The 13,988-nt window shown below is 33.5% G+C and carries 9 protein-coding genes and 1 tRNA gene; 7 read left to right on the forward strand and 3 right to left on the reverse strand.

The window, feature by feature from the left end; genetic code table 11:
• Positions 1-35: 35 nt before the first annotated feature.
• Complete coding sequence (locus FUA24_RS06780) at positions 36-1,625, reverse strand: hypothetical protein (RefSeq protein WP_148540854.1); 1,590 nt, start codon at positions 1,623-1,625, stop codon at positions 36-38.
• Positions 1,626-2,112: 487 nt separating this feature from the next.
• Between FUA24_RS06780 and FUA24_RS25055 the strand changes: the two genes are divergently transcribed.
• Complete coding sequence (locus FUA24_RS25055; protein WP_187388198.1) at positions 2,113-2,256, forward strand: hypothetical protein; 144 nt, start codon at positions 2,113-2,115, stop codon at positions 2,254-2,256.
• On the opposite strand, the gene FUA24_RS06785 is transcribed toward FUA24_RS25055, so the two are convergent.
• Positions 2,245-6,303 (reverse strand): hybrid sensor histidine kinase/response regulator transcription factor, encoded by a 4,059-nt coding sequence (locus FUA24_RS06785; RefSeq protein ID WP_148540856.1) that lies wholly within the window; start codon positions 6,301-6,303, stop codon positions 2,245-2,247. The two genes, FUA24_RS25055 and FUA24_RS06785, sit on opposite strands and share 12 nt — an antisense overlap.
• Before the next feature lie 228 nt (positions 6,304-6,531).
• Here FUA24_RS06785 and FUA24_RS06790 point away from each other — a divergent pair, with 228 nt between their 5' ends.
• The 6 genes from FUA24_RS06790 (at position 6,532) to FUA24_RS06815 (ending at position 13,685) form a co-directional block, all read left to right on the forward strand.
• Positions 6,532-7,410 (forward strand): AraC family transcriptional regulator, encoded by an 879-nt coding sequence (locus FUA24_RS06790; RefSeq protein ID WP_148540858.1) that lies wholly within the window; start codon positions 6,532-6,534, stop codon positions 7,408-7,410.
• Between the two features lie 168 nt (positions 7,411-7,578).
• Positions 7,579-9,240 carry a UxaA family hydrolase gene (locus tag FUA24_RS06795; RefSeq protein ID WP_148540860.1) on the forward strand — a complete coding sequence of 554 codons (1,662 nt, stop codon included), beginning with the start codon at positions 7,579-7,581 and terminating at the stop codon, positions 9,238-9,240.
• Between the two features lie 19 nt (positions 9,241-9,259).
• A complete protein-coding gene (locus FUA24_RS06800; protein WP_148540862.1) occupies positions 9,260-10,561 on the forward strand; it encodes an alpha-L-fucosidase in 1,302 nt (433 codons plus the stop codon).
• 1 nt (position 10,562) lies between these two features.
• Positions 10,563-11,330 (forward strand): SDR family NAD(P)-dependent oxidoreductase, encoded by a 768-nt coding sequence (locus FUA24_RS06805; RefSeq protein WP_148540864.1) that lies wholly within the window; start codon positions 10,563-10,565, stop codon positions 11,328-11,330.
• Between the two features lie 27 nt (positions 11,331-11,357).
• On the forward strand, positions 11,358-12,215 hold the full coding sequence (locus FUA24_RS06810) for a fumarylacetoacetate hydrolase family protein (RefSeq protein ID WP_148540866.1): 858 nt from the start codon (positions 11,358-11,360) through the stop codon (positions 12,213-12,215).
• Positions 12,216-12,536: 321 nt separating this feature from the next.
• The gene (locus FUA24_RS06815; protein ID WP_148540868.1) at positions 12,537-13,685 is read left to right on the forward strand and encodes an alpha-hydroxy acid oxidase; all 1,149 of its coding nucleotides are present in this window, start codon (positions 12,537-12,539) and stop codon (positions 13,683-13,685) included.
• Between the two features lie 126 nt (positions 13,686-13,811).
• On the opposite strand, the gene FUA24_RS06820 is transcribed toward FUA24_RS06815, so the two are convergent.
• Positions 13,812-13,886, reverse strand: a tRNA-Pro gene (locus FUA24_RS06820).
• Between the last annotated feature and the right edge of the window lie 102 nt (positions 13,887-13,988).

Consider the following 13,988-nt stretch of genomic DNA (forward strand, 5'->3'; position numbering starts at 1 on the left):
AGACAAATACAGATTGTAAAGAAGCATAGATTCTTCTAAATATTAGAAATAAACTTGGTTAAACTATCCTCTCTTTGGAGTCCAAACTTTTTCCTTAAACGAGACCTAGCAACATGAACACTAGGCAGTGAAATATTAAGCAACTGTGCCATCTCTTTACCATTAAATCTTAATTTAATTAGAGCACAATGTTTTAGTTCAGTCGGCGATAGCGAAGGAAATTGTTTTTGTAATTTCGAATAAAAATGCACGTTAACATTCGTAAATCTTTCATTAAACTCTCCCCATAAATTTTTACTAACATCTTTAGTAGTGTTAAACGTTCTTCTATATTCCACCTCATTCTGGTACACCTTTAACTCATCTAAAAGAGAATCAACCACACGTTCTTTATCTATCAATTGTAAGGTATATGATGTTATTTCTTTGTTTCTTATGTTTATTATTTCCTCTTGCTTTTCCTTTTCCAGTTTGGATTTCATGATGATTTTTTCATTCTTTTCCTTTAATTTCCTTTGTTGATACCAATATTTCACCAACAAAAAACTAGAAATTATTAGTAACACAACAATCCCTAATGTAAGTTTAAGCCAAAAGTTTTGCTCTCTATTTAACTCTAATTGATTTTGCTGAATAACCACTTTTCTATTTTTTTCCTGCATCTTTTCCCTATACCTGCGTTTTACCTCCATTAGTTCAATATTGTTTTTAACATTAAACAATAAGTCATTGCTTTCTTTTGCCTTAAGAATGGCTTCATAGGCCTTTTGAGCATCTCCTTTATATTCATAAATTTTTGAAAGCTCTTGAAGTATTATAGGTTTAAAATTTATGTGTGCATCATATTTATCCATATTTATTAAACCTCTATTATAATGAAATTGGGCTTCATCGAACATGTTCTGCTTCATCTTCAAATTCCCCATAAACATATCAACCATAACCTTATAAGGACTTTCTCTTTCTAGAAAATATGGCATGACTTGGTTTAATAAATTTTCGGCTTTATCTAAATTTTCACCCTTTATAGCAATATTTGCTCTTTCGGCCATAATGTATTTAGGGTTAACTTTATAACGATTGGCAATAACCGCACAAGAATCAAGATAATCTTCTGCTTTTAAAAAGTTTTCAGACCTGGAGTAGCTGATTGCTATGCCAAAGTAGTTTCTTATAAGGTCCCTTTGAGAGATTTCTTCTGTATTGTAAAGTTCTTTTCTTAATTCCAGAGCCATTGTCATATGGCTAATAGCTTCTTCAAAATTGTTGAAAATTTCATAGAGCATACCAATTTCGTAGTGACATTCTGCTAAAACCTTATTTTCCTCTGAAACTTCAGCTATCACTAAAGCCTCCCATAATAAGTTATATGCAGCACTATAGTGTCCTTTCTTTTTAAAGTTTACGCCTTTATTCAATAGATCTAAGACATAATCTGAAGTGTCAATTACTTTAGTGTTTACCTCTTTTGGATTAGAATCTAGTACAACGGCAGCATCTTTAATCGTATTATAATTGTCTATTACTAAGTTTGATATTTTGGCTTGTGCAAGTTGACAAGAAAACATAAGCCCCATAAATAGGTATAAAATTTCTCGTAGCGTATAACTATTTAATGTTATCATTTAACTTGTTTTGAAAATTTAGACATTAAACAAAACTAAAAATTATATAATCTGTTAAGTTTTTTTAAAACTTAAAATATGCATTGTTAAGTAAATTCTAAGTTTTTTACCGCAATATGCTGAGTGAAAAACGGATTCAAAAACCAACACAGCACACTCAAAAACAAACAATTAACATATTTATTCTAATCAAGAGAACTACGAGATAATAATTCATGAAGCAGTAGACACATAGACAGATATTTTGAACATATCAATAAGCCTTCTTCCTTAAAAGTATATTTGGACTTACTTAAATGCGAATCCTTTTTACAAAAACTTGCACATAATTAATTGCAGTGATTAATTTTCTTGGATTTTAAGTTTTAGCTGTAAGGAGAATAAATTTTGGTATTTACACCCCTTACTTACTAGTTGTACTAAACTAGATTCAACCATAACAAGATGAACTAGATTAGGCTGCTAGATTTAACTAAAACCAACTTAAATGCTGTCAACACATTCAGTTTTTTGGATGACTTCAAATAATAATACTGCAAGTAAGGGTATGCTTGATAAAATGGAGGGAGAAGAATTCATTTCCCCTGGTAGAAGAATTCGTTTTTCTTCTGAAAAACTGTTATTTCCTTAGAAAAGATGAAGGGTTTTTACCAAAGCGCTGTTTAAAAAGTTTACTAAAATACTTTCTATCTGAATACCCTACATGATATGCCACCTCTGCAACGGTATAGCCTTTTTCTATAAGTAAACGTTTGGCTATTTTTAATTTATAGTCTCTGACATACTCAACCAAAGACATGCTTGTAAGTACCTTTAGTTTTTTATAGATTACGGAATGACTCATTCCTAACTCTTTGGCAACGAAATTGGCTTTAAGGGATTCTGAATCTATATTACTTTCAATTAAGCGCCCAAGTCTATGCAAAAAGTCTTGATCTGCTTTATTTTTTGCCAGCTCACTAACAGGCACTATCTCTTCCGATTTGAATCTTTTATGTAGTAATACTCTGTTTCTAATTAAATTTTTAATTCTAGAACGCAGTAATAACTCATTAAATGGTTTTGTAACATATTCATCTGCTCCAATATTAAAGCCTTCCATTTGATGCATGGTAGAAGCTCTGGCGGTTAAAAGAATGACAGGAATATGACTAGTAATTATATCTGTTTTTAACTCTTGGGTAAACTTAATACCATTCATATTTGGCATCATGACGTCACTAATAATTAAATCTGGTAACACATTTCTAGCTTTTTCTAAACCTTCTACCCCATCACTAGCTTCAATAATATTGAATTCATTAGACAAGAAGTCTGCTATATAAGCTCTAATATCATGGTTATCCTCAACAATTAACAACGTTTCATCTTTGTGGGTATTAATATCTGCAGGAACTTTTTTAACATACGCTTTGGTATCGATTAAATAATTTTCAATTCGCTCCGCATCCATCTCTTTTCCAATAAGATGTTCTTCTTTAAAATGGGCTCTACCCTTTTTTAATATTACTGTAAAAGTGGCTCCTTCTCCTTTTTTACTTTCTACCTGAATATCTCCACTATGTAAGGCTACAATTTCCTTTGTAATTGATAGTCCAAGTCCAAACCCTTTACTCTGAAGGGCACCTATAGCATCAGACTGGTGAAACCTATTGAATATTTTTGATAGTTGTTTTTTAGAAATTCCTACTCCGGTGTCTTCCAGAACCATTGTTACGTTTTCTTCGGTTTCCAGTAATGCAAGTTTAATAGAGCTATTATTAGGAGTAAACTTAAAAGCGTTTGACAATAAGTTGTACATTACCTTATCCATTTGAGCCCTATCTATCCAAAGCATCATATTTGGACTCATTGTTTCGAAAGAGAATGATATATTTTTTTGCTTGGCAGTTTCCAAAAATGACAAATAGATTTCCTCGCAAAATTTCACCCAATTTTCTTGAGATACTTTTAATTTAATTTCATTTTGTTCAAGCTTTCTAAAATCAAGAAGTTCGTTCACTAAATTTAATAGGTGGCTACTATTCTTTTTTAAAGTACTTATGGCGTTTAACTTAAAACCTCCTTCATTAGCGTCTGTATTTATGATTCTATTAATTGATGCCAAAATAAGGGTGACGGGTGTTCTTATCTCATGAGAGATATTAGTAAAGAACTCTTGTTTTAAATTATAGACCTCAATATCCTTTTCATGTGTTAACCTTTCTAGTTCTAGTTTAGACTTCATCTGTTCCCAGGCTACAACGTACTTTCTAAAAACATAAAAAGCCAGAACTATAAAAATTCCATAAACTACAAAAGCCCACCACTCTAACCAAAAGGGCTTTAGCACCTTAACTTTTACGGTAGTGGCCTTATTACCCCAGTTACTTCCTTTTCCCCTACTCTTTACTTTTAATTCATAATCTCCTGGTGAAAGATTTGTATAAGTAGCAGACCGTTCTTTTCCAATATTTCTCCAATTTTTATCAAAACCATCAAGTTTTATTGCGTATTCGCAATTCTTAGAAAATGGAAATTCCATAGCCGCAAACTCAAAAGTAATGACATCTAAATTATGTTTTAAAGTAACTTGTTTTTGAAAATCAATGTTCTTTTGCAGAATTTCGGTCTCTCCAATTGGGACTTCTTCATTAAAAAGTTTAAAGCCTGTAAATTTAACTTCTGGATTTATATTTTTGGAGCTAATAGAAGCTGGATTAAACATAATTAACCCAGTAGAACTTCCAAAATACAAAAGCCCTTCATCATCTTTAAAAGAGGCATTTATATGATATTCTCCAGCCAAACTGGAAAAATTTTCAAACTGGTTAGTCTCATAGTTATAACTAAAAATTCCCTGTTTAGTACTAAACCATATTACGCCAGTATTATCCTCGATAATTGACACGATACTTTGCGAATTAATGATTTCGTTTTCACTAAATCTTTTGAAAGTATTTGTTTTGGGATTATATAGGGTAGCTCCCTCTCCAGCAGTTCCAATCCAAAGATTTCCTTTTGAATCTTTCAAAATACAATTTAAATAATCACTACTAATAGAATTAGTGTTACTTTCAGAGTATTTAAGGTGCTTGCTTCTTTTTGTTTTAGTATTGAATAAACTAACTCCTCCTCCAAACGTAGCTAGCCATAGATTATTCCCCTCCTTTTGCATTGAAATAATATTGTCACTACTTATAGATAGTGAGTCCTGAGAGACATGTCTGTAATGACTAAATTCTTTCGTTTTAATGTCAAAATAATTCAAGCCTCCTCCCCAAGTAGCAACCCATAAATTATTGGATGCATCTTCAACTATGTAACGTACATCATCGTAACTCAAAGACCTATTATTATTTATTTCGTATTGAAAACGCGAATAGACACCGGTTTCCGGATTAAAATTTACCAGTCCGTTCACAAATGTCCCAAGCCAATATGTTTTATTACTTCCCTTTTTTATAAATTGAATATAATCGCCTCCTGCGCTTTTACTTGTTTCTTTACTATATCTTTTTAAGAATTGATTATTTGTATTTAAAACTGTTAACCCTTTCCCATCTAGTCCAAGAAAACTTTGGTTGCGATCCTTATAAATAGATAATACGGATACTGATGTTTCTTCTTTTGCTGTACTTTGTAATAGCGTGAAATCTCTATTTTGAAGTAGAACATTTACCCCATCCCATGCTGTTCCTATCCATACATTAAAATTTTCATCTTCGAAAATGCTATAAATAGCATTGCTAGATATGGATGACTCTAAAAGAGAATCATAACTATAACTATTAATGATATTAGTTTCGCCATTTTTATAGTTTACTTCAAAAAGACCATTTCCGTCGGTTCCAATCCAAAAATTACCTTTCCTATCTTTTCGAATACATCGTACAATATTTATAGGAGCTCCATCACTTAATGCTGATCTCGAAAATTCTAAGGTATTTAAATCAAATTCTAATAATCCGCCTCCATGAGTACCAATTATTAATGTCTTACTATCTACTCCTCCCATACTATGAATAAAATCGGAAGCAATAGATTTAGTAGAAGTAGCTTGAATAAATCTAGTTTCTTCCACTATAAATTTATTTAAACCACCTCCGTAAGTTCCAATCCATAAGTTTCCTTTAACATCTTCATAAATACTTCTTACATCATTATGACTTAAGGAATTATAATCATTGAGTTTATGTCCGTAAGACATAAATATATTGTCACTTTCCTTAAAAAGTGACAAACCATTTTTTGTTCCCAGCCATAGCTGCCCTTTAGAATCTTCGAATATGGTATTTATTTCATTCGAAGCAATTGAGTTGGGTGAATTGCTATTATGCCGATAAGTAATAAACGTATCTTCTTCTGCTTTGTATAAACATAGTCCTCCTCCTAAAGTACCAACCCACAATCTGGATTTATGATCTATAAATAGACAAGAAATCTGGTTTGAATTGATTCTACTATTTTGTTTGTTGTATACTTTTATTTGATTTCCATCATAACGATTTAGTCCGTTATTAGTTCCAATCCAAACAAATCCATGAGATTCTTTCACTATAGCATTTACTCTCCCATTAGACAAATTATTTGATTGGTCAATTTTCTTAAAAACAGGTTGTGATTGCGAACTAGCTATAAAAGTACTCCCTGCAAGTAGAAGAAATAAAAATATCTTAATCTTAGAATACAATGTCATTTTTTACTTTTTTCCCGGCAAAATTCAACTGATATCTTTAAAAGTAAATATAAAGCTATTTAACATTAAAAAAACTTTGCTTGATTAATTATTAAAAAGTCCTGATCTAATTTAATTGTCTTTAATATCATCAAACTACTAACAAACTCAAAGAAAATCTAAATCAATAATAATTTTGCTATTTTTGAATAAAGACGCAAAATTAAGCCAAAATACCATTAGAATTTTATGAAGCTTCATAAATTAGATAGAAGCAGTACAACTAACAGTTCATTTACCACAAAAGTGAATGAATACCCATATTTTTTAAAAATTTGGCATTATCATAGTGAGCTTGAATTGGTTGTAATCCTAAAAAGTGAAGGCACATGTTTTGTTGGTGATAGCATTGAGAATTTTGAAGTAAATAATGTGGTTCTAATAGGAGAAAATTTACCTCATATGTGGCTTAATAACGAGAGCTATTTCAAAAACGATTCTATACAAACGGCTAAAGCCATAGCCATTCATTTTAAAAAAGATTACCTAGGGCGTCCTTTTTTTGAAACACCCGAAATGATTCACATATTTAAATTATTTGACAGAGCCAAATTAGGCATTAAATTTTTGAACATCGACAAAACGATAATTTCAGAAATCCAGAGCATGATACAGCTTAAGGGTTTCGAAAAAACCATTGCCTTTCTGGTTATTCTGAACAAATTAGCAAAACATAAGAACATTAAACAGTTATCTAGCATGGGCTTTGTAAATTCCTTTAAAGCTACCAGAAGTGACACCCAAGATAGAGTGCATGCATATATTTTCAACAATTTCACAGAGAATATTACCCTAGAAAAAGCGGCTAAAATAGCTAACATGAATACCTCAGCCTTCAGCAGATATTTCAAACGTGTAAATAAGAAGACATTTTCTCGCTATGTAACGGAAATTCGCATTGGATACGCCTGCAAACTTCTTATTGAGAACAATTTGAATATCTCAGGAGTTTGTTATGAATCGGGGTTTAAGAACATATCCAATTTTAACAGGCAATTTAGACTTGTAATGAACGCCACCCCGACTGAATATTTAAGGAATTATAAAAATAGAACCTCTTTAGAATAGTACTTATAATCCTTATTGCAATGATTACTTATCTATAAAATTTGCCAATTTAGAGGCAGGGCCTACCCAAAAAGCAAAGAAAATACCATCATCTGTCAAAATTTCATAAGATGGGCCTTGTATTTCCGTGTAGTATTGTACTATCAAAACTATGAAATTCAATTTGGCATGAACAGTCAAAATAGAATAATTAAAATACATCCAAAAGATAATGTATTGGTAGCCTTACTAGATTTAAAGAAAGGCGAAAGTGTTACCTATAATTCCAGAAAATACCGCATTCAAGATGATATAGCTGCAAAACATAAGTTTGCTACGAAACTCCTTGCCAAAGGTGATATTGTGTATATGTATGGCGTTGTTGTTGGAAAAGCAAAGAAGACCATTCTGGAAGGAGAAGTAATAAGCACGACCAATCTGGAACACGATACTGAAAAGTATAGCGCAGAGGGTTTAACAAATAAAATAAAGTGGGAAGCCCCAGACACATCAAATTTTATAGGTAAAACATTTAATGGCTATCACAGACCAGACGGCAAGGTTGGAACTGAAAATAATTGGTTAATTATTCCGCTAGTATTTTGCCAAAATAGAAATGTGGAAGTTTTAAAAGACACCTTGGTTGAAAAACTGGGTTATGGCAGACACCAACATTTGAAATTCGATATTGATTCCCTAATTGATGATTACAAAAACGGAGCTTCAATAGAAACACTATTAAACAGAGACATTATAAAACCTCAAAACAGATATCATAAGAACCCTTTATTTCCCAATATAGACTGTATTCACTTTTTAACCCATGAGGGTGGTTGCGGAGGAGCTACATCTGATGCCATAGCTTTATGTCACCTATTAGCTGGTTATATTAATAACCCCAATGTTGCAGGAGCCACCATCTTAAGTTTAGGGTGCCAACATGCCCAAGCTAGTATTCTACAAAGTGCTTTGAACAAAATGTCTCCAGACCATAAAAAGCCTGTTTACATCATTGAACAGCAACAAAGCAAATCTGAACAGGAGTTACTTGCCGAAGCTGTAAAAAGAACATTTACAGGGCTCATTGAAGCCAATAAAACAGAACGCAAACCAGCACATTTAAACAAACTTGTTATAGGCTTGGAATGTGGCGGGTCTGATGGATTCTCAGGAATTTCCGCTAACCCAACTTTAGGTTATGTATCCGACTTAATTGTTGGATTGGGAGGTTCAACCGTACTATCTGAGTTTCCCGAACTGAATGGTGTTGAGCAAGAATTAATCAATAGGTGTGTTAGTAAAGAAAAGGCCAAGAAATTCTCTAAAATCATGTCTACCTACAATGAAAAGGCCGATGCATTGGGAGCAGGATTTTATGCTAATCCATCACCAGGAAATATCAAAGATGGATTAATTACAGACGCCATTAAGTCTGCTGGCGCAGCTAAGAAAGGCGGAACTTCTCCAGTTGAAGATGTTCTGGATTACACAGAACAAGTAACAGCTCCAGGTTTGAATTTACTTTGCACGCCAGGAAATGATGTTGAATCCACAACTGGATTGGCAGGATCTGGATGCAATGTTATTTTATTTACCACAGGTTTGGGTACACCTACTGGAAATCCTATTACCCCAGTAGTAAAGGTCTCCTCTAATTCCAAGTTGTTCAAAAACATGCCCGATATAATAGATTTTAATACAGGAACTATCATAGAAGGAACCAGTACCATTGAACAAACAGGGGAAGATTTATTGAACTTCGTTATTGAAGTAGCCAGTGGCAAGCTAACCAAGGCTAAACAATTGAGACAGGATGATTTTATTCCCTGGAAACGTGGTATGTCATTATAATAAACTAAAACACAACAAAATGAAAAAATCAATTCTTCTAATACTCGTAGCCTTTATGGGGTTCAAGAACTATTCTCAAGGAGACTATATTCCAACAGCATCCAATTTAGAAGCAAGACAATGGTTTGAAGATGCCAAATTTGGATTATTTATTCATTGGGGCGTTTATAGTATTCTGGGTGACGGCGAATGGGTAATGCAGAAACAGAACATTTCCAAGGATGCCTATGAGATGTTACCTGATTTTTTCAATCCAATTGAATTTAATGCTGAAGAATGGGTACAAATGGCAAAAAGTGCCGGAATGAAGTACATTACTATTACCAGTAGGCATCATGATGGTTTTTCAATGTTTGACTCCAATGCAACAGATTATACCATCGTGAAACGCACTCCATACAAAAAAGACGTATTAAAGGAATTAGCAGAAGCCTGCAAAAAAGAAGGTATAAAGCTATTTTTTTATTATTCACTCTTGGATTGGAACCGAGATGACTATTTCCCAAGAGGACGAACCGGAACAGGTATTATGGGAAGAAAACAAGGGAAATGGGATTCCTATATTAACTTCATGAAAGCGCAGTTAACTGAATTACTTACCAATTATGGGGATATTGGAGGCATTTGGTTTGATGGCGATTGGGACAAGAAAACTGCCAATTGGCACTATGATGAAATCTACAAACTCATTCATGATTTGCAACCACAATGTTTAATTGGAAATAACCATCATGAGGCTGTAAAAAAAGGAGAAGATTTTCAAATGTTTGAAAAAGATTTGCCGGGAAAATCTACTCAAAATTTCGCAAGTAAAGCTGAAGACATTGGCAACCTTCCAAAGGAAGTATGTGAAACCATTAATGGGTCTTGGGGTTTTAATTTGCAAGACCGAAGACACAAAAGCAAAAAAGAGCTTATTCAATACCTCATCAATGCAGCCGGTTATGGAAGTAATTTATTGTTGAATGTAGGTCCTATGCCAAACGGAAAAATCCAACCAAAGCACGTACAATCATTATTAGAAATTGGAGATTGGTTAAAGATCCATGGCCAAACTATCTATGGAACAAAAGCAGGCCCCATCCCTCCCAATACAGAACGGGTCTCTACCCAAAAGGGGAATACCGTTTATCTGCATTGGTTAAACAACCAAAAGAACATCATCTTTATTCCTAGGTTTGATAAAAAAATAAATTCAATAAAACTATTTGGAAGTAACCAAAAGTTAAAGTTTAAAAAAGATGACTACGGATTAACCTTAAAACTACCTGAAAGTTCACTAGACCCTATAGACACTATTATTGAGATAACTTTAAAATAAGATGATAAAATTTAGTTTAAAAAACAAAGTGGCCATTGTTACTGGTGGTGGAAGTGGCATTGGAAAGGCCATCTCATTAACCTTTGCCCAACAGGGAGCTAAGGTGCATATTTTGGATTTCAATTTAGAAGCAGCACAAGAAACCGTTTCTGAAATTGGGATAGATGCAGAAGCCCATGAATGTGATGTGGCCAACCAGCAAATGGTCAATAATATTGTCCAAAACATTACTAAAAAAGAAAAAATAGACATACTAATAAATAATGCTGGTATTGCTCATGTGGGCAACGTAGAATCTGTTAAAGAAGTAGATTTGGATAGACTCTATAAAGTAAATATTAAAGGTATTTATAACTGTATTAAGGCTACAATTCCATCATTAAAAAATGGCGGCGGCGTTATTTTAAATCTGGGATCTATTGGGTCTACAGTTGGTTTAGACAATCGTTTTGCTTATTCTATGAGCAAAGGAGCCGTACTAACCATGACCTACTCTGTTGCCAAGGACTATATAAATGACGGAATTAGATGTAATTGTATTGCTCCAGGAAGAGTACATACGCCTTTTGTTGATGGATTCATAAGCAAAAACTTCCCAGGAAAAGAAAAAGAAAATTTTGAAAGATTATCAAAAACCCAACCTATAGGTAGAATGGGAACAACACAAGAAATAGCAGATCTGGTACTTTTCTTGTGTTCAGATGAAGCTGGTTTTATAACTGGCTCAAACTACCCTATTGATGGTGGTTTTGTAACACTAAACGGATAATAATCAATTGAAAATTAAAATAAATAGATGAAATTAATAAGATTTGGAGCTGTTGGGGAAGAGAAACCAGGAGTTCAATTAGCTAACGGAACAAGAATAGACGTATCCTCTTTTAGATCAGATTACAATGAAGATTTTTTTGGTAATGATGGTATTGAAAAACTTTCCGAATGGCTAAAAACCAATCAAGAATCATGTCCTAAGGTAGATGATGACGTACGCCTAGGACCACCGTTAACAAGACCTTCAAAAATAATTTGCGTTGGTTTAAACTATGCTTTGCATGCTGCCGAGAGCGGTATGGAAATCCCCAAAGAGCCTGTTATTTTCTTTAAGGCTACATCATCTATTATTGGCCCTAACGATGACGTTATTATTCCCAAAGGAGGTGATAAAACAGATTGGGAAGTTGAACTAGCTGTCGTTATTGGCAAAAAAGCATCGTATGTTTCGGAAGAGAATGCATTGAACCACGTAGCGGGATATGTTTTGCATAATGACATAAGTGAAAGAGGCTTTCAATTAGAAAGATACGGACAATGGGTAAAAGGAAAAAGCTGTGATACCTTTGCACCTTTAGGACCATTTATTGCCTCGGCCGATGAAGTTCAAGATCCAAATAATCTTAACCTATGGCTAAAATTAAATGGAGAAGTTTTACAACATAGCTCTACCTCAGATTTCATTTTTAACATCCAACAAGTAGTTAGTTATTTGAGCCAGTTTATGACCTTATTACCTGGTGATATCATTTCTACTGGAACACCTTCAGGTGTTGGCTTTGGATTCACCCCACAGAGATACCTAAAGGAAGGCGATATTATGGAATTAGGTATTGAAGGATTGGGAGTTTCTAGACAAGTTTGTAAGTCCTACAAAAAGTAAAAGAACCTGCATATTTAATTAATTTGGATTTGATACTGCATTTATTACGGTATCAAATCCTTTTTTTATACCTCTAAACAAAACGAAAGACTTACCATTATTGATGATACATTTCGATTAAAATATTTATCAAATACAACTCACTTTGTACAAAACTGCAAAAATAACATCAATAGCTATCAAATTTTAGGAAGACGCGTACTAACACCAAGATTAACTTTGTATTCATAAAATGCAAGGCTCGTTTTAGAAGTAATATGTAAACAATTTATTCCTTCAGATTCGATTCAATAATTTATTAAGATATTATTTAAAAGACATATGGAACCATTTATCAACGCAAAGTATCCCTCAGTAGACGATTTAAGAAATCGTTCCAAGAAAAAAATGCCAAAGTTTGCTTTTGAGTATTTAGATGGAGGCTGCAATGAGGATGTAAACCTACACATCAATAGGACAGACTTAAAAAAAATACAATTGATGCCAAAATATTTATCCAATTTTGAGAAATCAGAAATGAAAACCGAATTATTCGGACACACCTATGATGCTCCTTTTGGAATAGCTCCTGTTGGACTGCAGGGTTTAATGTGGCCAAATTCTCCTGAAATACTAGCCAAAGCAGCTTTTGAACATAATATCCCGTTTATTTTAAGTACCGTTACTACTTCTAGCATAGAACGGATAGCTGAAATAACGGAAGGAAAATCTTGGTTTCAATTATACCATCCATCAAAGGAAGATGTAAAAGTTGATATCCTAAACCGTGCAGAAGCTTCGGGTATGGATATTTTGGTAATCCTTGCCGATGTACCAACCTTTGGAGTAAGACCAAGAGATACTAAAAATGGATTAGGAATGCCACCTAGAATGACAATGAAGAATATAATAGAAGTCTTAAAACATCCACATTGGGCATTTGAAACGATAAAACATGGTATCCCAAATTTTCAAACTTTAGCACCCTACATGAAAAAAGGCATAAGCTTACAACAATTAGCCAAATTCATGGACGATACATTTTCAGGAAGATTGAGTGAAGATAGAATTAAGAGCATACGAGATCAATGGAAGGGACAGCTAATTATAAAGGGAATTGTGAATGAATTAGATGCCGAACGTGCTATTAAACTTGGGGTAGATGGATTAATAGTTTCTAACCATGGAGGCCGACAATTAGACTGTGGGGAGTCATCAATTGTCCCAATGACCCGTTTATCCAAAAAATATGGGAAACAGATAAAAATAATGGTTGACTCTGGTTTAAGAGGAGGCCCCGATATTGCGAGAGCAATGGCTAGTGGAGCCGAGTTTACCTTTATGGGGCGCAGCTTTATGTACGGTGTAGGCGCTTTGGGAAAAAAGGGAGGCAACCATACAATTTCGATGCTAAAAAGAGAAGTTCAACAAGTTATGGAACAAATTTGCTGCGAAAACACAGGAGATTTCAAGGAACATTTAATTATATAGAACCTTGGAAAGTGATTAAATATATATAACCACGTGTTCTATATTTAATATTGAAAATAAAAGTCAAATAGTATGAACTAGGAGAAAATAAAAAACCTGATAACTTTCATTATCAGGTTTTTCTAGTCGGGGTGGCAGGATTCGAACCTGCGACCTCCGCGTCCCAAACGCGGCGCGATAACCGGGCTACGCTACACCCCGTAATTGTAACGGGGTGCAAATATACTTTTTTTATTTATTTAACTAAGCTTTTTTCTAAAAATTATGATAAATACATATTTTAGAGCTCAAAAAATAAACTTT

This window comes from Seonamhaeicola marinus, from assembly GCF_008085455.1.